Genomic DNA, 20933 nt, shown 5'->3' with positions numbered 1-20933 from the left:
ACCGCGGCCGTCACGGCGTCGCGGGATCGAGCGGCTCGGCGTCGGCCGGCAGAACCGTTTCGGTGTCCACCGCGGTGCGGCCGCTGAACAGCTCGATCGCGGTACGCGCTACGCCGCGCGTGTCGTACCAGGCGTAGGCGCCGACGCCGGCCGCGCCGATCACCGGCAGCCAGCGCGAGATGCCGGCACCGACCGCGCGCTGCGACAGGTGCAGACCGATCCGTTGCGCCAGCCGCTCGGCCAGCGTGGCCGAGAGCTGGCGGAACAGCAGCCGGTCGCCCATGCGCACCACCAGGTCGCGGAAGGCCTGTGCCGCCGTGTGCCGGAACAGGCACCAGAGCATCTGCTCGCGGCCCAGGCTGGCGTGCTTGCCGTAGGCGGCGGCGATGTCGCTGACCATCTGCGCCTGGATGCGCCAGATCGCCACCAGCTCCGGCAGCACGGTCAGCCAGCCCAGCGGTCCCGGCGGCAGCGCCAGCGAGCCGGCGGTGAGCGCCGCCTTGCGCGCGGCCTGGCGGGCCAGTTCGCGGGCCCGGGCATCCGGGTGTGCCTCGCCGTGAACCCGGCTGCCGGGAATCTGGCTGACGAAGTCCAGGATCGCGGCAGTGATCAGGCCGTGCTCGAGCGTGGCCGGAACGGCAGGCACCTGGGTGGAAGGCTGGGCCATGGCGTGTCCTCGGGGTGGAGGGCCAGTGTCCGCGACGCGGCGTGAATGCCGCATGGCCTGCATGACTTCCGGCAGGGTGGTCCGGATTGGTTATATTATAACATTTCGAAACCCCAGTCCCAGGATGGTATCCATGACGCGTACCCTGCTCGCCCTCAGCCTCGCCTGCGCCCTCGGTCCCGCCTTCGCGACGTCCGCGCCGGACGCCGTCGCGCCGGCGGACACCAAGTCCGACACGCCGATGCAGGTGCGTCAGCTGGGAACGGTCGACGTCACCGCGGCGCTGGACCAGGCGCGCAATGCGCTGTCGCCGGACACCGGCTCGAGCCAGTACGTGATCGACCAGCAGGCGATCGCGCAGCTGCCGCTGGGCCAGTCCACTCCGCTGAACCAGGTGCTGCTGCAGGCCCCGGGCGTGGTGCAGGACTCCTACGGCGGGTTGCACGTGCGCGGCGACCACGGCAACCTGCAGTACCGCATCAACGGCGTGATCATCCCCGAGTCGATCTCCGGCTTCGGCCAGGCGCTGGACGCGCGCACCATCCGCAGCGTGAAGCTGCTCGACGGCGCGCTGCCGGCGCAGTACGGCCTGCGCACCGCCGCGGTGGTGGACATCACCACCAAGAGCGGCCACCAGCTCGGCAACGGCGGCAGTGTGGGCATCACCGGCGGCTCGTTCGGCACGCTCAACCCCAACGTCTCGCTGTGGGGCAGCAGCGACCGCTGGAGCGCCTTCTTCACCGCCAACTACCTGGAAAGCGATGCCGGCATCGAGAACCCCACCGCCAGCCGCAAGCCGATCCACGACCATACCAACCAGGTGAAGAGCTTCGGCGACGTCAGCTACCTGATCGATGCCGATACGCGGCTGAGCTTCCTGTTCGGCTCGGCCAACAACCGCTTCGAGATCCCCAACGTGCCGGGCCAGCAGCCGCAGTTCGGCTACCTGGACCGCACCGCGTTCGATTCCGCGCTGCTCGACGCGCGCCAGAACGAAACCACGCGCTTCGGCGTGCTGGCGCTGCAGGGCAAGCTCGGCGGCAGCACGGACTACCAGGTCTCGCTTGGCCAGCGCTACACCGACGTGGACTACATGCCCGACCGCGTCGGCGAACTGATGTTCAACGGCGTGGCCTCCAATGTCACCCGCAGCAACCGCGCCAGCACCCTGCAGGCGGATTTCGCCACCCCGCTGGGCGATGCACACACGCTGCGCTACGGCCTCTACGGCAGCTTCGAGCGTGCCGGCAGCGGCAATGACGCCTGGGTGTTCCCGGCCGACGCCGACGGCGGGCAGACCAGCACCACGCCGATCGAGATCCTCGACGCCAGCCGCCTGACCGCCAAGACCTGGTCCGCCTACGTGCAGGACGAGTGGTCCCTGAACGAGGCCTGGACCCTCAACCTCGGTTTGCGCGGTGACCGCTACCGGCTCACCCGCACCGAGAGCCAGCTCAGCCCGCGCATCGGCCTGGTCTGGCAGGCCACCGGCAGCACCGTGGTGCACGCCGGCTACGCGCGCTACTTCACGCCGCCGGCGACCGAGATGATCACCAGCGAGAACATCGCGCGCTTCGACGGCACCACCAACGCGGTGCCGGACCTGGGCAACAACACGCCGCTGGCCGAGCGCTCGGACTACTTCGATGCCGGCGTGCAGCAGAGCCTCGGTGCCTGGACCTTCGGGCTCGACGCGTACTACCGCAAGGTCCACCGGCTGCAGGACGAGGGTCAGTTCGGCTCGGCGCTGGTCTACTCCACCTTCAACTACGCGCAGGGCCGGGTGAAGGGCGCGGAGTTCACCGTCAACTATGCCCAGGGCCCGCTGTCGGCATACTTCAACCTGGCCGCCAGCAAGGCGATCGGCGAGCGCATCATCACCAGCCAGTACAATTTCGATCCGGACGACCTGGCCTACGTCAACGACCACTACATCCACCTGGACCACGACCAGAAGCTGGCCTCCTCCGGCGGCGTCAGCTACGCGCTCGACGAGCGCACGCGGATCGGCGCCGACTACCTGTTCGGCAGCGGCCTGCGCCGCGACGGCGCGGTGCCCAACGGCGACCACCTGCCGGCCTACTTCCAGCTCAACCTGAGCGTCTCGCACGACTTCGACTTCGGCCGCTTCGGCGACCTGCACACGCAACTGGCGGTGCTCAACGCGCTGGACCGCAGCTACGAGCTGCGCGACGGCAGCGGCATCGGCGTGGGCGCGCCGCAGTTCGGTCCGCGCCGCGGGGTGTACCTGAGCCTGCAGAAGGACTTCTGACCACCATTTCCGCCCTGTGGGAGCGAGCTTGCTCGCGACGCTCATGCGCGGCGAGACCGAGAACAAGGCACCGCGAGCAAGCTCGCACCGGGGAGCTGCACAGGGCACGGCCGGGACGGCGCGGCACGGGACCGTGACAGGCCATCGGCTATGCTTTCCGATCCTTCGCCACGATCCGCCCGCATGGCTTCCCGCCTTCCCGAACCCGGTCCCGACGAGCGCGAACATTCGCAACGCCTGCTTCAGCTGCTGCGCACGCAGATCGCGGCGCACGGGCCGATGCCGTTCGCACAGTACATGGAGCGCTGCCTGTACGCGCCGGGACTGGGCTACTACAGCGCCGGCAGGACCAAGTTCGGCGCCGCCGGCGATTTCGTCACCGCCCCGGAGCTCGGCGAGCTGTTCGCGCGCTGTGTGGTCAACGCGGTGCAGCCCGTGCTCGCCCTGCTCGGTGGCGAGGCGGATTTCCTGGAGCTGGGCGGCGGCAGCGGCGCCTTCGCCGAGGCCGCGCTGCGCGCCCTGGCCGACGCGGGCACGGTGCCCCGGCGGTACCTGATCCTGGAGCCCAGTGCGGACCTGCGCGACCGCCAGCGCGAGCGGCTGTCCGGCGCGTTGCCGGCGGAACTGCGCGCGCGGGTGGCCTGGCTGGACCGCCCGCCCGAGCGGGACTGGCGCGGCGTGCTGTTCGCCAACGAGGTCATCGACGCGCTGCCCACCACGCGCTTCACCCTGCGCCAGGGCGAGGTCTACGAAGAGCACGTCGCCCTGGACGGCGAGGGTCGCCTGCTGCGCACCGACCGCCCGGCCGACGCGCTGGTGGCGGCGGCGGTGCGCCACGTCGAGCGCGACGTGGAGCGGCGCTTCGCCGACGGCTACCGCTCGGAGATCCTGCCGCAGCTGCCGTACTGGATGCAGGCGGTGGCGGGGTCACTGGTGGCTGGCCTGATGCTGTTCGTCGACTACGGCTACGTGCGCCGCGAGTACTACCTGCCCGAGCGCGACGACGGCACGCTGATGGCGCACTACCGCCACCACGCGCACAACGACCCTTTCCACTGGCCGGGTCTCAACGACCTCACCGCCTCGGTGGATTTCACCGCGCTGGCCGAGGCCGGCAACAGCGCCGGCTTCGGCGTGGCCGCCTACCTGCCGCAGGCGCAGCTCCTGCTTGCCAGCGGCCTGCAGGCGGCGTTCGAGCAGGCCTATGCGGCGGCGCCCGACGAGGTGGCGCGCCACCGCCTGGCCCAGGAAGTGCGCCGCCTGACCTTGCCCGAGCAGATGGGCGAGCGCTTCCAGGCCATGCTGTTCGCGCGCGGGCTGGACGTGCTGCCGCTGGACGCGGAGCTGCTCGCCGCCGATCAGGGCGGGCGGCTCTGAGGGCAGGCGCCTCGCCAGCAAGCCCTGGCAGCACCGCCATCCACCTGCCGCCGCTTCCTTGCCGAGCGGGGGAAGAACTGACGACCGCGGCGTCGTTTTCTGCGGCCCCCAAAAAGCCGGAATCGCACGAACCATACATGCGATACGCATGTGAGGCCATCGCCTCGGTCATCGACCGCTCGCGGTGTAGCCGCACTAGCTCTTCTTGAAGCGGGCAACTCACCCGGCAAGGCGTTAGGGTGCCTAGCTCTTCTCCTCGCATCGAGTTGCCCAGGCCATTTTCTTGGTTACTTCTCTTTGGGCCAGCAAGGAGAAGTGACCCGCTGGCCGGCAGGCCAGCGGAAGCCCGCCGCAGGCGAGCCCGGTCGCGAAAGCGCCGTAGAAGGACGACACGCTCCGCAAGCGAGCGCCCAAACAAAGGTCAAGGGCATCGCGAGCAAGCGCGCTTCCACCGAGCGCGCGACCGCGGGGGCAGCAAACCCTCAGCTCGGTCCGCCGGCGAAACCGGGCCAGCCCTGCGCGTGGCGGCGGACCAGCGCGGCCAGGCTCGCCACCTGCTCGGGCGTATCGTTGAGCGCCGGGATGTAGCGCAACGCCTCGCCGCCGGCCTCGACGAAGAACTCGCGGTTCTGCATGGCGATCTCCTCCAGCGTCTCCAGGCAGTCGACCGCGAAGCCGGGGCAGGCCACGTCCAGCCGCCGCACCCCCTCGCCGGCCAGCCGGCGCACGGTGGCGTCGGTGTAGGGCTCCAGCCAGCGTTCGCGGCCCACGCGCGACTGGAAGCTCAGCAGCAGCTCGTCCCCGCGCAGGCGCAGACGCTCGCGCAGCAGAGTCGCGGTCGCCTGGCACTGCGCCAGGTAGGGATCGCCCAGGCGCACGTAGCGCTCGGGAATGCCGTGGAAGGACAGCAGCAGCTTCTCGCCGCGGCCGTGCGCGCCCCACCAGTGCTCGATGCGCCGCGCCAGCGCCTCGATGTGTGCCGGATCGTCGTGGTAGTCGTTGACCACGCGCAGCTCCGGCGGCCAGCGCAGGCGCTTGAGCGCCTCGGCCACCGCGTCGATCACCGAGCCGGTGGAGGTCGCCGAGTACTGCGGGTAGAGCGGCAGCACCAGCAGCCTCCGCACGCCGGCCGCCTGCAGCGCGGCGATCGTCGCCGCGACCGTCGGCTGGCCGTAGCGCATCGCCAGCGCGACCCGGGCCTGGCCGCCGAGCTCGGCCTGCAGCGCGGCGGCGAGCGATTCGCTCAGCACGCGCAGCGGCGAGCCCGCCTCCGTCCAGATCCGCGCGTAGGCATGCGCCGAACGCCGCGGCCGGATCGCCAGGATCACCTTCAGGATCGGCCACCACAGCCAGCGCGGGTAGTCGATCACGCGCGGGTCGGACAGGAACTCGGCCAGGTACGGTCGCAGCGCACGCGCGGTGGGTGCCTCGGGCGTGCCCAGGTTCACCAGCAGCACGCCGGTCCCGCAGATGGCGCCAGCCTGAACGCGCCGGTCAGGGGCGGCGTCGGCGGGGCCGGTATAGTGGCTGGGCTGTGGCATCGTGGACCCGGTGGCGCAGGCAGGCGGTGGAGTCTGCCACAAGCGGCCCGGCGCCCCGGCGGAGCGGTTGCCGCACCCCCAACCCCACGTGGAGGAGAAGCCCATGTTCAAGGCATTGCGTCGTTGCCTGCTGCTCGCGCCGGCCCTGCTGCTGCCGGCGACGGTCGTGCAGGCGGAAGACCCGCCGCTGGCGCGCGCGCAGAATGCGGTGCGCGTGCTGCGCGAGATCATGCAGGCGCCGGACAAGGCGATCCCGCGCGACCTGCTGCAGAACGCCAAGGCGATCGCGGTGATCCCCGACATGGTCAAGGCCGGACTGATCTTCGGCGGCCGCCGAGGCGAGGGCCTGATCTCGGTGAAGAGCCCGGACGGCACCTGGTCCAACCCCAGTTTCATCACCCTCACCGGCGGCAGCGTGGGGTTCCAGGCGGGCGTGTCCTCGACCGACGTGGTGCTGGTGTTCCGCACCCAGCGCGGCGTCGATTCCATCGTCGACGGCAAGTTCACGGTCGGCGCCGACGCCGCGGCCGCGGCCGGCCCGGTCGGGCGCACTGCCACCGCGGCCACCGATGCGCAGATGAAGGCGGAGATCTATTCCTACTCGCGTTCGCGGGGCCTGTTCGCCGGCGTGGCGCTGGACGGTTCGGCGCTGCGCATCGACTACGACGCCAACGCGGCCGTGTACGGTGCGGGAATCACGCCCCGGCGCATCTTCGAAGGCGGGGTCAGCAACGTGCCGGGGGCGGTGGTCGACTTCCGCGATCAGCTTGAGGAGTACACTGCACGTTGATCGCGGTGCTGGCATAGCCATGCGGGCACCTATCGGTTTTCGGCACGCACCGTCAGAGGTTTCAAGACATGGGTCTGGACAGTTTTTGGCATTGGCTCATCCTGCTCGTCGTGGTGCTGGTGATCTTCGGCACCGGCAAGCTGAGCAAGATCGGACCGGATCTCGGCAACGCCGTGCGTGGCTTCAAGAAGGCCATGCAGGGGGACGACGAGGAAGACGAGGCCAAGCGCAAGGCGCCCGAGCAGCTGCGCGCCGATCCCCCGCCTGCGGAAGGCACCACCAGCAAGGCGCGCGACACCAGCGAAACCCGCTGAGTGCGCGGTGGCGGGGCGATGATCGAGATCAGTTTCGGCAAGCTGCTGCTGCTTGCACTCGTGGCCTTGCTCGTGCTCGGGCCGGAAAAGCTTCCCGGCGCGGCGCGTACCGCCGGCGCGCTGGTGCGCCGCGTGCGCAACAGCTGGGAGAGCGTGCGCGCCGAGGTGGCGCGCGAGCTTGAGATCGAGGAGATCAAGCGCACCGCGCGCGAGGCAGCCGCGCGCGCCGAGGCGGCACAGGCGCAGATGCATGCCGCCGCACGCGAGGTGCGTGAGGCGGTCGGCTCGGTGACCGCCGCGCCGGCCCCCGCCGCGCCGGCGCCGCTGCCGCAGCCCGCCGGGCAGGAGGCGCCCGTGGCGGCGGCAGACGATCCGGCGCCCGAGCGCGACACGCTCACCGGCGACCTGTTCGCCGACGACCCGCACCACGCCCCGGCGAAGGAACACCCGCATGGCATCGCCTGAGCCCGAGCAGGTCGACCTGCAACAGGGCCTGTTCTCGCACCTGATCGAACTGCGCGCGCGCCTGCTCAAGGCCTGCGCCGCGGTGCTCGTCGTGCTGCTGGCGCTGATCCCCTTCGCCAACCGGCTCTACACCTTGCTCGCCGCGCCGCTGGTCGCGCGCCTGCCGCAGGGCGCGCACCTGATCGCCACCGAGGTGGCCAGTCCCTTCATCACGCCGCTCAAGCTCGCCTTCTACACGGCGCTGTTCGTCAGCATGCCGGTGATCCTGTACCAGCTGTGGGCCTTCGTCAGCCCGGGCCTGTACCGGCACGAGAAGCGCCTGGCGCGGCCGCTGCTGGTCGCGGCGCTGGCGCTGTTCTACATCGGCTGCGCATTCGCCTATTTCCTGGTGCTGCCCGCGGCGTTCCGCTTCCTCACCGCGGTGACGCCCGCGGGCGTGGAGATGATGACCGACATCACGCACTACCTCGACTTCGTGATGCTGATGTTCTTCGCCTTCGGCCTGTGTTTCGAGGTGCCGGTCGCGGTGGTGATCCTCGCCGTGGTGGGCGTGGTCGACGTGGATCGGCTGCGCAGCGTGCGCCGTTACGCGATCGTGGGCGCCTTCGCGATCGCCGCGGTGATCACGCCGCCGGACATCACCTCGATGATCATGCTGGCGGTGCCGATGTGCCTGCTCTACGAATTGGGCGTGCTGGCCGTGCGCTGGCTGGTGAAGCCGCGCGAGGCCACCGAGTAGCGGGACGCCGGGGCCGGTTGTCCCGCAGGTGGCCATGGTCCCGCCTCTTGCCGTGGGAGCGAGCTTGCTCGCGATGCTCTTTGTGCTTCGCTTCTTTGCGCTTCGCTGGGGGCTTGCTTGCGGGGGGTGTCGTTCTTGTGTGGGCTCTCCGCGAGCGGGCTCGCCTGCGGCGGGCTTTCGATCGCCTGCCGGCGCTCGAGTGATTTCTCTTTGCTGGCCCAAAGAGAAGTCGCCAGGAGAAACGGCCTGGATGAGCCCGGGGCGAGGCAAAAGCTAGGAGCCGTTGCGGCCAGCAAGGTGCGCCCGGTTCTTAGAGGGGCTACAGCCGCTATCCCGCGGGCGCTCGGGGACCGGGGCCAGGAGGTGCACGGCGGCGTGGAGGCTGTGGCCGCGATGCGCAGCGAGCCTGTCCATCGCCTCGGTCATCGAGCGCTCGCGGCTCGCCGCGGTAGCTCCTCTGGAAGCGACCACGTCGCCCGGCAAGGCGTACGGGCGCCTAGCTCTTCTCCCTCATCGAGTTGCCCCAGGCCATTTCTCTTGGTGACGTCTCTTGGGCCCACAAAGAGAAGTGACCCGCTGGCCGGCAGGGCAGCGGAAGCCCGCCGCAGGCGAGCCCGGTCGTGGAGAGCCCACACAAGAACGACACCCCCCGCAAGCAGGCCTCCAGCGAAGCACAAAGAAAAAGAGCATCGCGAGCAAGCTCGCTCCTACCGAGCAGGCAAGCCCACGGCCGGGCGCGGCCACCGCAAAGGCGGACCACGGCGTGGGGTGCACGAGCCACCGTCGCGAGCGCCCTCAGCCCAACTGTCCGATGGGGAGAGGGAGCCCAGCCGTCGGGCCACAGGCGGGTCGCGTTGGCCGCCCCGAAGAACGCGGGCCTCGGCAAGCCCATCCCCGGCGGAGCGAGTGAGCGGGCGCCTCGCGACCGTGCGCGCTCCGCCGCGGTGCGGCGCAGGGGCAGGCCGCCCCTGGGGCCGACGGCTACTGTGCGACGCTGCTGCGGTGCCCGAGCGCGAGGCCTTTGAGGATGTTGAGCGCCTGCGCCAGCGCGTAGTCCTGCGTGGCCAGCTTGGCGTCGGCCGCGCTGCCGTCGTTGTCGATGTCCTGGCCGCTGGTCGCGTGCTCGTTGGCCAGGTGGTTCCTCAGGTCGGCCTCGGAAGTGACGAGTTCGGGCCCGCTGTCGGCGGGATTGACGGTGAGGTCGGCCAGGGCGATGTCGGGCTTGATGCCTTCGGCCTGGATCGAGGTGCCGTTGGGCGTGTAGTAGCGCGCGGTGGTGAGCTTGACCGCGTGGTCGGCGTCCAGCGGCAGCACGGTCTGCACCACGCCCTTGCCGAAGGTGCGCCGGCCGGCGATCAGCGCGCGGCGGTCGTCCTTCAGCGCGCCGGAGACGATCTCGGCGGCGGAGGCGGTGCCGTTGTCGACCAGCACGATCATCGGCGCGCCGTGCAGCAGGTCGCCCGGATGCGCCTCGAACTTGAGGTTGGCGTCGGCGAGGCGCCCACGCGTGCTGACGATCCCGCCGGCATCGAGGAAGTCGTCACTGACCGCCACCGCCGAGGTGAGCAGGCCGCCGGGGTTGGAGCGCAGGTCCAGCACGGCCCCCTTGGGCTGACCGTGCCTGGCCACGTAGTCGGCGAACTTGTGCTCCAGGTCGCCGGCGGTGTCTTCCTGGAACTGGCTGATGCGGATGTAGGCGTAGCCGGGCTCGAGCTCGCGCAGCTTCACGCTGGTCACCGAGATGCGCTCGCGCACCAGGTGCATGTCCACCGGCTGGTCGCTCTTCTCGTGCAGGACGGTGAGGGTGACCTTGCTGCCCGGCTCGCCGCGCAGCTTGCGGAACATCTCGTCCGCATTGTCGGCGTCGACCGGCTTGCCGTCGATCTTGACGATGGTGTCGCCGGGCTTGATGCCGGCGCGCGCGGCGGGTGTGTCGTCGATCGGGGCCACGATGCGCAGCGCGCCGTCCACCTGCAGTACTTCGATCCCCAGGCCGCTGTACTGGCCGGTGGTGTCCTCGGAGAGCTGCTCCAGCCCCTCCTTGTCGAGGTATTCGCTGTGCGGATCCAGCCCGCTCAGCATGCCGCTGATCGCCGCCCGCATCAGCGTCTTGTTGTCCACCGGCTCGACGTAGGCCTGGCGGATCACCTCGTAGACGCGGCTGAAGTTGCGCACGTCGTCCAGGTCGACACGGTCGGGTGCGCTCGCCGCGGGGGCCGGCGCGCCCTTGGCGGCAGGCCCGCCTTGCACGGCCGGCGCCTCCTGCGCATGCAGCGGCGCGAGCAGCAGCGCGGCGGTCACGGCGCAGGCGAGGGCTCGGGAAAACGGGTACATGCGGGAACTCCTGGACGTTCGGGACGTCCGCGTGACGGACGTCGTTCGACCGCGCGAAGGCGCGGTTGTTCAGACGCTAGCCTGCGGCCGGGCGCACGAGGCGTCAACGGCGCCTGGCCAGCCAGCTTCGCGGGTCCACCGGCTTGTTGTTGTGGCGCAGTTCGAAGTACACGCCGGTGTTCACGCCGGTGAGCGGACTGGCGGTGCCGACCGCCTGGCCGGCCTCGACCTGGTCGCCCACGCCGTGCAGCAGGCTTTCGTTGTTGCCGTACATGCTCAGCCAGCCGTCGCCGTGGTTGAGGATCAGCAGCAGGCCGTAGCCGCGCAGGAAGGCGGCATAGACCACCCGGCCGCGCGCCACCGCGTGCACCTCGCTGCCGGCCGCGGCCTTGATCAGTACGCCGTTGCCGTAGCTGACCACCTCGCCCGCGGCCGGCCATGGCAGGTTGCCGCGGATGTCGGCCTTGCCGCCCGCGCGGCCGGGCGCGGCGGGATTCGGGCGCGCGCTGCGCTGCGCCTCGCGCGCGGCCTCGTCGATGGCCCGCTGCAGCTTGTCGACCAGACGGTCCAGCGATTGCGCGTTCTGCTTCATCGCGGCCAGCCGCTGGGCCTCGTCCTTGTACTTGGCGTCCACCTGGGCGGCCAGCTTCTGCTGCGAGGCGCGCTGCGCGGCCAGCGCCTGGGCCTTGTCGGCCCGCTCGGCGCGGGTGGCGGCCAGCGCCTGCTGTTCGGCGCCGATCTGCGCCTCCAGGTCCTGCAGGCGGCCGAGCTCGCCCATCAGCTCGGTGACACGCTGTGCGCGGTCCTGCTGGAAGTACTTCGAGTAGGCCAGCGCGCGCGCGATCTGGGCCAGGTCCTGGTCGCCCAGCAGCAGGCGCAGGTCCGAGCCGCGGCCGAGCGTGTAGGCGGCGCGCAGGAGCTCGGCGATGGCGGCGCGCTGCCCGGCCAGGCGCTGGTCCAGGGTGGCCCGCTCCTGCTGCAGCCGCGCGAGCTCCTGCTGCTTGGCGGCCAGCGCCGCGTCGGCCTCGCGCAGGGCGCGTACCGCCTCGGACAGCGCCTGGGCCTGGCGCGCGAGCTCCGCGTTGGCCTGGTCACGCCGTGCCGCGGTCTGCGCCTGCTCGCGGGCAAGCGCTTCCATCTTGCTGCGCAGCTCGGCCAGCTGCTGTTTCGCCTCGGCCTGGCGGCGCGCACTGTCCTGGGCGCGGGTGGTCGGCGGCAGGGCCAGCGCCAGGAGGGCCAGCAGAAAGGCGAGGGCTCGGGCGTAGGGTGGGTGCATCCACCGATTATGGCCAACCGGCCCGGCCGGATCGAGACGAGCCCTGCACGGGCGGGCACTACCATGGGCGTTTTCGAAACGGCGACCCCGATGCGACGAGGCGGCTGGACAACCGTGCTGGTGCTGGCCTGGCCGCTGGCGGTGCCCGCGCAGACGGTCACCGAGCTGCCGCCGGTGCCGGTGCAGGCGATGCGCCTGGACCTGCCCGCGTTCGACCTGCCGGCGGCCTTGGCCAGCGTGCCGGTCCATCCCGCCGCCAGCGGCAAGCCGGGGGTGAACCTGTCCGAGGCGCTGGTCGGCGTGCCCGGCGTGCTGGCGCGCGACCGGCAGAACTATGCGCAGGACACCCAGCTCTCGATCCGCGGTTTCGGCGCGCGCGCGAGCTTCGGCGTGCGCGGCGTGCGCCTGTATGCGGACGGCGTTCCGGCGACCATGCCGGACGGGCAGGGCCAGCTGTCGCATGTCGCCCTGGCGGCGGCCGGTCGCGTGGAGGTGCTGCGCGGCCCCTTCTCGGCGCTGTACGGCAATTCCTCCGGCGGCGTGGTGCAGTTGTGGACGGCGCCCGGCGAGGCGGTACCGCAGCGCTCGGTACAGGTGCATGCCGGCGCCGATGCAGGCCTGAGTGTGGCAGCGGGGGCCCGCGGCATCGCCGGGGCGCTGAACTACAACGTGGCGCTCGCCCAATGGCGCAGCGACGGCTACCGCCGGCACAGCCGCGCGCGGCGCGACGTGGGCAACGCGCGGCTGGCGTTCGGGCTCGGCGCCGGGCGCACGCTGACCGTGGTGGCCAATACGCTGGTCCAGCCGCAGGCCGAGGATCCGCTCGGGCTCACCCGGGCGCAGTGGCATGCCGACCCGCGCCAGGCGGTCACGACGGCGCTCGCGTTCGACACCGGCAAGCGGGTGCGCCAGAACCAGCTCGGCGTGATCTGGGAGCAGGCCGGTCCGCGCGACGCGCTGCGGCTGATGGGCTATGCCGGCCGGCGCACGGTGCTGCAGATGCTGGCGGTACCGCGCGCGGCGCAAGCCAGCCCGCTGAGCGCCGGCGGCGTGGTCGACCTCGACGGCGGCTACGGCGGCGCGGACCTGCGCTGGACGCGGCGCACCGACGCCCTGGAACGCCCGCTCGAGCTGGTGCTGGGTCTCTCGGCCGACGTGCAGGACCAGCGCCGCCGCGGCTACGAGAACTTCGTCGGCGACGCGCTCGGCCTGCGCGGCGCGCTGCGCCGCGACGAACGCGACCGCGTGCGGGACCTCGACCCGTACGTCCAGCTGTACTGGCGCCTCGCCGAGCGCTGGTCGCTGCTGCTCGGCGCGCGCCACAACACGATCGCGTTCCGCGCACGCGACCGCTACGTCACCGGCGCCAACCCCGACGACAGCGGCCGCGTCCGCTACCGCGCGACCACTCCGGTGATCGGCCTGGACTACCGCCCCGGCGCCACCCTGCGCCTCTACGCGAATTACGGCGAAGGCTTCGAGACGCCCACCTTCAACGAACTGGGCTACCGCCGCGACGGCGGCGCCGGGCTCGCCATCGACCTGCGCCCGGCGCGCAGCCGCAACGGCGAGCTGGGCCTGAAGTGGCACCCACGCGATGCCCTCGCGCTGGAGGCGGCACTGTTCCGCGCCGACACCCGCGACGAGCTCGCCGTCGCCACCAGCTACGGCGGGCGCTCGACCTATCGCAACGTGGGCCGCAGCCGCCGGCAGGGCGGCGAACTCGCCCTCGATGGCGAGCTCGGTGCCGGCTGGCGCCTGCAGCTGGGCCTGACCTGGCTGGATGCGCGCTTCCGCAGCGCCTTCCTCGCCTGCGGCGAGACTCCCTGCATGGCGCCGCAGGTGCCGGTGCCGGCCGGTACGCGCATCCCCGGCGTGCCGTGGCGCTACGGTTCGTTGCGGCTCGAACGGGGCGGGGCACTGGGCTGGCACGGCGGCATCGAGCTGGACGGCGCCGGCGCGGTGCCGGTGGACGACCGCGACAGCGCGCGGGCGCCCGGCTACCTGCGCACCGGCGTGGACATCGCCTACGGGCTGGCGCTGGGCAGCACGCGACTGGGCCTGAGCGCCCGTGTCGACAACCTGTTCGACCGGCGCATCGTCGGCTCGGTGATCGTCAATGACGGCAACGGGCGCTACTACGAGCCAGCGCCGGGGCGCAGCCTCACCCTGGGTGCGCAACTGACCTTCTGAGCGCGCCCCGCGCGGCACTGGCGCTCCACCGGATGGACATCCATACGTCCGTATGAAGGACGCCTGTGTCTGCTTCCAGCAGGCACGCACGAAGCATGCCCCGTGCCACCGCAGGCACGATGCGATGAACTCGCGCAGACCGGGTTAAGTGCTTGTAGCCCCCGGCGGGAAGTGGAAGACTGCCGTTGCGCAACTCCCCTCGCCCGCAGAGCCGGTGGCGTCGCAGCATCCACCTCCAGTCCTCGGGCGCGTTGCGCACCCCCACAACCGAGGATCCAGTCATGAAGCCGAACAAGCTTGCTTTGGCGTTGGCCGGTTTGCTGTTGACGCCTCTCGGGACCACCCTTGCCCAGACCCCACCGCCTGCGGGTACCACCGGTGCCGCGCCGCCGCAGGACGCCCAGCAACCCAGCCCGCAACAACCCAGCCCGCAACAGGCGCAGCAGCTGCAGACCATCACCGTGACCGGCTCGGCGATTCCCCGCATCGACGTGGAGACGCCCTCGCCGGTCACCGTGATCACCGCGGCGCAGATCGAACGCAGCGGATTGAAGACCGTGTCCGACGTGGTGCGCGCGATCTCCGCGGACAACAGCGGCTCGATCCCGACCGCGTTCACCGCCGGCTTCGCCGCCGGCTCCGCCGGCGTGGCGCTGCGCGGCCTGACCGTCAACTCCACGCTGGTGCTGATCGACGGGCGTCGCTCGACCAACTACCCGCTCGCCGACGACGGCCAGCGCACCTTCGTCGACCTCAACACCATCCCGGTCAATGCGATCGAACGCATCGACGTGCTGAAGGATGGCGCCTCCTCGCTCTACGGCGCCGACGCGATCGCCGGCGTGGTCAACATCATCCTCAAGCACGACTACAAGGGACTGGAAGGCACCGCCGAGCTCGGCACCTCGCAGCGCGGCGGCGGCACCACGCGGCGCGTCACGCTGCTGTTCGGCGGCGGCGACCTGGAGAAGAACGGCTGGAACGCCTACGGCAGCATCGAGGCGCAGAAGGACGATCGCATCTGGGCGCGCGACCGCGACTATCCCTACAACACCACGGACCTCAGCCGGGGCGGCGGCAGCGACTTCAACTGGGGCCAGCCCGGCTTCAACACCGGCTCGATCTGGGGCATGGTGCAGCCGGCCGTCCCGGGCCTGCCGGGGCCGGGCGGCCAGCAGACCGGTACCGCGGTCGACGGCGCGCTGTGGCAGCCGTTGCGCCCGTGCGGCCCGGGCTCGACCGTGGTCACCAACGCCCTCGGCACCGGCTGCGAGCAGAATCAGATCGCCGACTACATCGACCTGGCGCCCAAGCAGGAGCGCGCGGGCATCTACGGCCGGTTGACCGTGAAGGTGGGCGAGAACAGCGAGGCGTACGTCAGCGGCAGCTACTACCACAACAAGGTGGAGGCAGCCGGCGTGCCGCCGCAGATCCGCGCCGGCACGCCGGTGAACACGCGCTCGATCGTGTTGCCGGCCACCTTGCCGGATGGCTCGGACAACCCGAACAACCCGTTCCCCGACCAGCCGGCGCTGATCACCTACGCCTTCGGCGACATTCCCGGCGGCGCGAAGAACGTCAACGACAACGCGCGTCTGGTCGGCGGCATCCACGGCCTCTGGGGCGAGTGGAACTACGACAGCGCGGTGGTTTTCAACCACAGCTCGCTGGACGTCAACAACTACGGCTTCCTCAACTACGCCGCGCTGATCAGCGCGGTCAACAACGGTACGTACAACTTCATCGACCCGTCGCAGAACTCGCCCGAGCTGCTCGCCCAGCTGGCGCCGGTGCTGCACAAGCGCTCGACCACGGACCTGCAGTCGATCGACTTCCACGTCACCCGTCCGCTGGCCGATCTGCCGGGCGGCTCGCTGGGTCTGGCGACCGGCGTGGACATCCGGCACGAGAAGCAGAGCGACCCGGACCTCAATCCGGGCCTGTCGGCGCAAGGCCTGGGCGTGGCGCACACCTTCGGCAAGCGCACCGTCAAGGGCGTCTACGTCGAGCTGGATGCGCCGTTCCTGGAATCGCTGGAAGTGGATGTTTCCGGGCGCTACGACAAGTACTCGGACTTCGGCAGCAACTTCTCGCCCAAGGCCGGCTTCAAGTGGAAGCCGATCGAGTCGCTGGCGATCCGCGGCACCTGGTCCAAGGGCTTCCGCGCGCCGAGCTTCGCCGAGAACGGCTCGAGCGAATCGGAGGGCTTCGCCACCTACAACCTGCCTGACGACTACGTGGCCGCCCATGGCAGCGATGCCTACACGCGGCCCTACGGCCTGGCCTACGACACCATCGGCAATCCCGACATCAAGCCGGAGAAATCCAAGAGCTGGACCTTCGGCGTGCTGTGGCAGCCGACCGAGCAGTTCAGCGCCTCGGTGGACTACTACGACATCAAGAAGACCGGGGTGATCGGCCAGTTCGACCCGCAGGCGGTACTGGACGCCTACTTCGCGGGCCAACCGCTGCCGCCGGGCTCGGCGATCATCCCGGACGTGCCCGACCCGGAACACCCGACGCTGCTGCCCAAGCCGGTGGTGGTGCAGGCGCCCTACGTCAACCAGAACGCGCTGCAGACCAAGGGCGTGGACCTGGACCTGATCGGCAACTTCAACCTCGGCGGCAACGTGAAGCTGCGCAGCGAGTTCAGCGCCACGCGCATCTTCGAATGGAACCTCACCCTGCAGGACGGCACGGTGCAGCGTTTCGTCGGCACGCACGGCGTGTATGCGGTGTCCTCCGGTGCCGGCACCCCGCGTGACCGCGCGACGTGGGCGAACACGGTCATGTTCGGGCCGGCGACGGTCACCGGCACGCTGTACTACACCAGCGGCATCAGCATGACGTCACCCGACGCGGGCGAGGGCTGCATCTCCACCGACGACAACGGCGATCCGTACCCGCCGAGCTGCCACGTCGGGGCCTGGACGCAGTTCGACCTCACCGGAAGCTACGACTTCAACGACCACTTCTCGGTGTACGCGTCGGTCCTCAACGCGTTGAACCGGCGTGCGCCGTTCGACCCGGCCAACTACGCCGGCATCAACTACAACCCCACCTGGTCGCAGATGGGCATGGTCGGGCGCTTCTACACGGTCGGCGTCAAGTACAAGATGTAGCGCGCTTTCGGCACCACGCGGCGCGCCGGTCCGCCGGCGCGCCGTTTTCTTTGCGCCGTGAAACGGGCACAGTCGGACGATGCGGACGGAGCCTTTCCCATGTGCCTGATCGCCTTCGCCTGGCAGGCGCACCCGCGCTGGCGCTTGCTGCTGGCCGGCAACCGCGACGAATACCACGCGCGCCCCAGCGCCCCGCTGGCGCGCTGGAGCGACGCGCCGGTGATCGCCGGGCGCGACCTGGAGGCCGGCGGCACCTGGCTGGGGGTGGATCCGCAGGGCCGCTGCGGCGTGGTAACCAACGTGCGCGACCCGCGCGACCCGCAACTCGGCTCCTCGCGCGGCTGGCTGGTGTCCGACTGGCTGCGCGGCGGGCTGGATGCCGTCGCGCACGCGCGGGCCTTGCAGGCACGGGCCGAAACGTACCGTCCCTTCAACCTGCTCACCTTCGACGCGCGGCACGCGTTCTACCTGGGCAACCGCCCGGCGCCGCGCGCCCAGGCGGTGACGCCGGGCGTGCACGGCCTGTCCAACGCCGACTTCAACACGCCCTGGCCCAAGACGCGCGTGCTGATGGCGCGCCTGCAGGCCTGGCTCGACGCCGGCGCGGAGGAGGACTTCACGCCGCTGTTCGCGGCACTCGCCGATGAGCAGCCGGCGCCCGAGCACGAGTTGCCGGATACCGGCATCGGCCGCGAGCGCGAGCGCTGGCTTTCCGCCGCCTTCATCCGCGGCGAGGCCTACGGCACCCGTTCGAGCACGGTGGTGGCCATCGACCACGCCGGCAACGGCTGCATCGTCGAACGCCGTTTCGGCCCCGGCGGGCGTGCGGGCGGCGAGACGCGGATCGACTGGACCGCCGGCTGAGCCCCGGCGCCGGGCAAAGCGGCGAAGGCAGGGTGCCGAGCGTCGATGTAGGTCCGGCCCCGCACGCCCGTCCGGCGAATCCTACCCCAGGGATCGTCGCGCACCGCTGCACGCGACACGCCGGCACCGCTAGCCTCCCGCAGGAACACCACGGAGCACTCGATGCGACAAGGACGCCATCGCCTGTGGGCCCTGCTGGCCGCCTGGCTGCTGACCATGCCCTGCCTCGCCGCGTGTCCCGCCTGGAGTGCAGCGCACGCCGCGCGGGAACTGCAGGCCCTGCACGACCAGCTCGACGCCTGGAACCACGCTTACCGCACGGAAGGCCGCTCGCCCGTGCCCGATGCGATCTACGACCAGGCACTCGCGCGCTATGAAGCCTGGCACGCCTGCTTCCCGCGGCAGGCGCTACCCCCGCTGGCGCACCTCGCCGATGCCACCGGCACCACCACGGCACCGGTGGCGCAGACCGGCCTGGCCAAGCTGCCCGACGCGGCCGCCGTGCAGGCCTGGATGGCCGCGCGCCACGGCGACGACCTGTGGGTGCAACCCAAGGCCGACGGCGTGGCGGTCACCCTGCTCTATGTCGATGGCCGACTGCGCCAGGCGACCAGCCGCGGTGACGGCCTGCACGGTTCGGACTGGACCGCCAAGGTACGCCGTATCGCGGCGGTGCCGCAGCGCCTGCCGCACGCACCGGCACGGGTGGTGCTGCAGGGCGAGCTGGTGTGGAACCTTCCCGGCCACCGGCAGGCGCGGGACGGTGGCGTGCGCGCGCGCGCCGACGTCGCCGGGGCGCTGGCGCGCGATCCGTTCGACGCGCAGGCGGCCGCGCACATCGGCCTGTTCGTGTGGGACTGGCCCAGCGGTCCGGACGACATGCCCGCGCGCCTGGCCGGCCTCGTGGCGATGGGCTTCGGCACCAGCGCCGCGCTCACCCGGCCGGTACGCAGCCTGGAGGACGTGCGCCACTGGCGCGAGCGCTGGTACCGCGGGGCGCTGCCGTTCGCCACCGACGGCACCGTGCTGCGCCAGGGCCACCGCCCGCCCGCCGCGGCGTGGAAGCCCGAGCCGCCTGCCTGGGCGGTGGCGTGGAAATACCCGCCCGCGCAGGCGCTCGCCACGGTGCGCGCGGTGGACTTCCGCCGCGGCCGGCGCGGCGGCCTCAGCGTGGTGCTGGAACTGGAGCCGGTCGTGCTCGATGACCGCACCGTGCGCCGTGTGAGCCTGGGCTCGCTCGCCCGCTGGCGCCGGCTCGACCTGCGGCCGGGCGATCAGGTGGCGCTGTCGCTGGCCGGGCTCACCATCCCGCGCTTCGACGCGGTGGTCTGGCGCACGCGCGAACGCGCCCGGGTCGAGGTGCCTGCCGACGCCGGCCACGGCCCCCTGGACTGCTGGCATCCGTTGCCCGGTTGCCGCCGGCAGTTCCTGGCACGGCTCGACTGGCTCGCCGGCCGGCAGCGCCTGGCGCTCGACGGCATGGGCGAATCCACCTGGCAGGCGCTGATCGATGCCGGCCTGCTGCACGGCCTGTTCGACTGGCTCACGCTCACTCCTGCGCAGCTCGCCGCCGTCCCCGGCATCGGACCGACCCGCGCCAGACGCCTGGCCGAAGCCTTCGCACGCACGCGCGCCCGCAGCTTCGCACGCTGGCTGCAGGCGCTGGGCATGCCGCCGGCCGGCCGGTCCAGCCTGCCGGACTGGCGCACCCTGGCCGCGCGCGACACCGCGGCCTGGAACGACCAGCCGGGCGTGGGGCCCGGCCGTGCAGCCAGCCTGCAGGCCTTCTTCCACCACCCGGAGGTCGTGCGGCTGGCCGCGCGTCTGCATGCGGCCGGCGTGAAGGGTTTCTGACGCGCCTGCCGAAGCGGACTTGGCGTGTGCCGGCGGCGCGGCATCAGGGGCGAGGAGACGGAGCTACCGCATGGCGCGCGATGCGACCGGGCCGTCCACCGTGACGACAGGCCATCCGGTGCGGACGAGGTACGGGTGCGCGGTCCGCGATGACAGCATCGCGGCCTGGCGGTCGTTATCGGAGCGCAACGCATGAAGAGACCGGTCCGGCCGGGCGGCGCCCGGCGCCGGGGTCGATCGACCAGCGCGTCGCCGAGCTCGGCGATCGGCGCGAGGCGACCCGGGCAGGATGCGCACGCTCATCCACGCGGCCGATCCCGGGGTGGTGGAACAGTGGAAGTGGATGGCACGCCGGCCGGGTCGCAGGACGGCATCCTCTGCACCCGTGAGGCCGACACGTCGGTGGCGAAGCTGACCCTCGCCAAGGGGGCGTCGCTGCGGGACCCGGCAGGACTCCTCAACGCCCGCCTGATGGGAACGTCAGGCGTGCGATCGGACCTCCGCGAGGGCGAGACGAGACGGCCGACGCGGCTGCCCTCGAGGCACTCGTCCGCAAGGCGGTCGCGTTCTACCGCTCCGTCCGCAAGGCCAGGCCGAGGCGCGTCAGGTAGCACGTGCCGCTGGGAGCTGGCGGCACCGGCCATCTGCCTGCGGGTGCGCCACGCGCGGATGCGGGACCCCCGCGTCGCCCGCGTGCGAAGAAAGCGGTGCCCGCCTCAGGCGAGGATTTCCCCGTCCACGTAGTACCAGCGCCCGTCTTCGCGCACGAAGCGGCTCACTTCGTGCAGGCGTTGCGCGCGACCGCCGCCGTAGCGCAGCCGCGCGACGAACTCGACCACCGCTTCGGCGGCGCCGCGCTCGTGCCGCTTGACCGACAGGCCCAGCCAGCTCGGCGCGGGCTGCTGCGCGGCGAGCTTGAGGTGCGCGGGGCGGGTGCTGGGGTGCCAGGTCGCGAGCAGGTAGTCCTCGCGCTTGAGCACGTAAGCGCTGTAGCGCGAGCGCATCAGCGCCTCGGCGTCCGGCGCGGGGGTCCCCTCGTGCAGCGGGCCACAGCAGCGGGCGTAGCCGGCCGGGTTGCCGCAGGGGCAGGGAGTCAGGGTGTCGACGGCGCGCACGATCGCTCCG

Annotated in this window: 15 protein-coding genes; 10 read left to right on the top strand and 5 right to left on the bottom strand. The window is 71.5% G+C overall.

What is annotated here, in order from left to right:
• Positions 1–10: 10 nt before the first annotated feature.
• Complete coding sequence (locus WAT24_RS08220; protein WP_336807365.1) at positions 11–667, bottom strand: hypothetical protein; 657 nt, start codon at positions 665–667, stop codon at positions 11–13.
• A gap of 133 nt (positions 668–800) precedes the next feature.
• On the opposite strand from WAT24_RS08220, the gene WAT24_RS08215 reads away from it, so the two are divergent.
• The gene (locus WAT24_RS08215; RefSeq protein ID WP_336807364.1) at positions 801–2939 is read left to right on the top strand and encodes a TonB-dependent receptor; all 2139 of its coding nucleotides are present in this window, start codon (positions 801–803) and stop codon (positions 2937–2939) included.
• Positions 2940–3122: 183 nt separating this feature from the next.
• Positions 3123–4316, top strand: a complete 1194-nt coding sequence (locus WAT24_RS08210; protein WP_425605279.1) for a class I SAM-dependent methyltransferase — start codon at positions 3123–3125, stop codon at positions 4314–4316.
• A gap of 482 nt (positions 4317–4798) precedes the next feature.
• Here the strand turns inward: WAT24_RS08210 and hemH are convergent, their stop codons facing one another.
• Complete coding sequence (gene hemH / locus WAT24_RS08205) at positions 4799–5857, bottom strand: ferrochelatase (RefSeq protein ID WP_336807362.1); 1059 nt, start codon at positions 5855–5857, stop codon at positions 4799–4801.
• 103 nt (positions 5858–5960) lie between these two features.
• Here hemH and WAT24_RS08200 point away from each other — a divergent pair, with 103 nt between their 5' ends.
• From WAT24_RS08200 to tatC, 4 genes are all read left to right on the top strand, one after another.
• On the top strand, positions 5961–6647 hold the full coding sequence (locus WAT24_RS08200) for a lipid-binding SYLF domain-containing protein (protein ID WP_336807361.1): 687 nt from the start codon (positions 5961–5963) through the stop codon (positions 6645–6647).
• Between the two features lie 68 nt (positions 6648–6715).
• Positions 6716–6961 (top strand): twin-arginine translocase TatA/TatE family subunit, encoded by a 246-nt coding sequence (gene tatA / locus WAT24_RS08195; RefSeq protein WP_336807360.1) that lies wholly within the window; start codon positions 6716–6718, stop codon positions 6959–6961.
• An 18-nt stretch (positions 6962–6979) separates the two neighbouring features.
• Positions 6980–7426: a Sec-independent protein translocase protein TatB gene (tatB, locus tag WAT24_RS08190; protein ID WP_336807359.1), complete on the top strand. Its 447-nt coding sequence runs from the start codon at positions 6980–6982 to the stop codon at positions 7424–7426.
• On the top strand, positions 7413–8165 hold the full coding sequence (gene tatC, locus WAT24_RS08185) for a twin-arginine translocase subunit TatC (protein WP_336807358.1): 753 nt from the start codon (positions 7413–7415) through the stop codon (positions 8163–8165). The genes tatB and tatC overlap by 14 nt, the downstream gene beginning before the upstream one ends.
• Before the next feature lie 981 nt (positions 8166–9146).
• Here tatC and WAT24_RS08180 read toward each other — a convergent pair.
• The gene (locus tag WAT24_RS08180; RefSeq protein ID WP_336807357.1) at positions 9147–10499 is read right to left on the bottom strand and encodes a S41 family peptidase; all 1353 of its coding nucleotides are present in this window, start codon (positions 10497–10499) and stop codon (positions 9147–9149) included.
• A 103-nt stretch (positions 10500–10602) separates the two neighbouring features.
• The gene (locus WAT24_RS08175) at positions 10603–11775 is read right to left on the bottom strand and encodes a murein hydrolase activator EnvC family protein (RefSeq protein WP_336807356.1); all 1173 of its coding nucleotides are present in this window, start codon (positions 11773–11775) and stop codon (positions 10603–10605) included.
• A gap of 63 nt (positions 11776–11838) precedes the next feature.
• On the opposite strand from WAT24_RS08175, the gene WAT24_RS08170 reads away from it, so the two are divergent.
• The 4 genes from WAT24_RS08170 to ligB all read left to right on the top strand — a co-directional run bounded on the left by WAT24_RS08170 (position 11839) and on the right by ligB (position 19808).
• The gene (locus WAT24_RS08170) at positions 11839–13968 is read left to right on the top strand and encodes a TonB-dependent receptor family protein (RefSeq protein ID WP_336807355.1); all 2130 of its coding nucleotides are present in this window, start codon (positions 11839–11841) and stop codon (positions 13966–13968) included.
• A 281-nt stretch (positions 13969–14249) separates the two neighbouring features.
• Positions 14250–17090, top strand: a complete 2841-nt coding sequence (locus WAT24_RS08165) for a TonB-dependent receptor plug domain-containing protein (RefSeq protein WP_336807354.1) — start codon at positions 14250–14252, stop codon at positions 17088–17090.
• Between the two features lie 99 nt (positions 17091–17189).
• Positions 17190–17954 carry an NRDE family protein gene (locus WAT24_RS08160; RefSeq protein ID WP_336807353.1) on the top strand — a complete coding sequence of 255 codons (765 nt, stop codon included), beginning with the start codon at positions 17190–17192 and terminating at the stop codon, positions 17952–17954.
• Positions 17955–18116: 162 nt separating this feature from the next.
• Positions 18117–19808, top strand: coding sequence for an NAD-dependent DNA ligase LigB (gene ligB, locus WAT24_RS08155; RefSeq protein ID WP_336807352.1), 1692 nt, complete (start codon positions 18117–18119; stop codon positions 19806–19808).
• Positions 19809–20524: 716 nt separating this feature from the next.
• Here the strand turns inward: ligB and WAT24_RS08150 are convergent.
• Positions 20525–20923: a YchJ family protein gene (locus WAT24_RS08150; protein ID WP_336807351.1), complete on the bottom strand. Its 399-nt coding sequence runs from the start codon at positions 20921–20923 to the stop codon at positions 20525–20527.
• Positions 20924–20933: the final 10 nt, after the last annotated feature.

It is taken from the genome of Fulvimonas yonginensis (assembly GCF_037137055.1).
Lineage (GTDB): Bacteria > Pseudomonadota > Gammaproteobacteria > Xanthomonadales > Rhodanobacteraceae > Frateuria_A > Frateuria_A yonginensis.
This window is presented reverse-complemented; position numbering and strand designations above follow the sequence as displayed.

Coding starts and splice junctions, on each gene's coding strand:
- tatC (WP_336807358.1), top strand. CDS start 7,413: ATGGCATCGCCTGAGCCCGAGCAGGTCGACCTGCAACAGGGCCTGTTC.
- ligB (WP_336807352.1), top strand. CDS start 18,117: ATGCGACAAGGACGCCATCGCCTGTGGGCCCTGCTGGCCGCCTGGCTG.
- tatB (WP_336807359.1), top strand. CDS start 6,980: ATGATCGAGATCAGTTTCGGCAAGCTGCTGCTGCTTGCACTCGTGGCC.
- WAT24_RS08175 (WP_336807356.1), bottom strand. CDS start 11,775: ATGCACCCACCCTACGCCCGAGCCCTCGCCTTTCTGCTGGCCCTCCTG.
- hemH (WP_336807362.1), bottom strand. CDS start 5,857: ATGCCACAGCCCAGCCACTATACCGGCCCCGCCGACGCCGCCCCTGAC.
- WAT24_RS08210 (WP_425605279.1), top strand. CDS start 3,123: ATGGCTTCCCGCCTTCCCGAACCCGGTCCCGACGAGCGCGAACATTCG.
- WAT24_RS08170 (WP_336807355.1), top strand. CDS start 11,839: ATGGGCGTTTTCGAAACGGCGACCCCGATGCGACGAGGCGGCTGGACA.
- WAT24_RS08215 (WP_336807364.1), top strand. CDS start 801: ATGACGCGTACCCTGCTCGCCCTCAGCCTCGCCTGCGCCCTCGGTCCC.
- WAT24_RS08200 (WP_336807361.1), top strand. CDS start 5,961: ATGTTCAAGGCATTGCGTCGTTGCCTGCTGCTCGCGCCGGCCCTGCTG.
- WAT24_RS08180 (WP_336807357.1), bottom strand. CDS start 10,499: ATGTACCCGTTTTCCCGAGCCCTCGCCTGCGCCGTGACCGCCGCGCTG.
- WAT24_RS08160 (WP_336807353.1), top strand. CDS start 17,190: ATGTGCCTGATCGCCTTCGCCTGGCAGGCGCACCCGCGCTGGCGCTTG.
- WAT24_RS08220 (WP_336807365.1), bottom strand. CDS start 667: ATGGCCCAGCCTTCCACCCAGGTGCCTGCCGTTCCGGCCACGCTCGAG.
- tatA (WP_336807360.1), top strand. CDS start 6,716: ATGGGTCTGGACAGTTTTTGGCATTGGCTCATCCTGCTCGTCGTGGTG.
- WAT24_RS08165 (WP_336807354.1), top strand. CDS start 14,250: ATGAAGCCGAACAAGCTTGCTTTGGCGTTGGCCGGTTTGCTGTTGACG.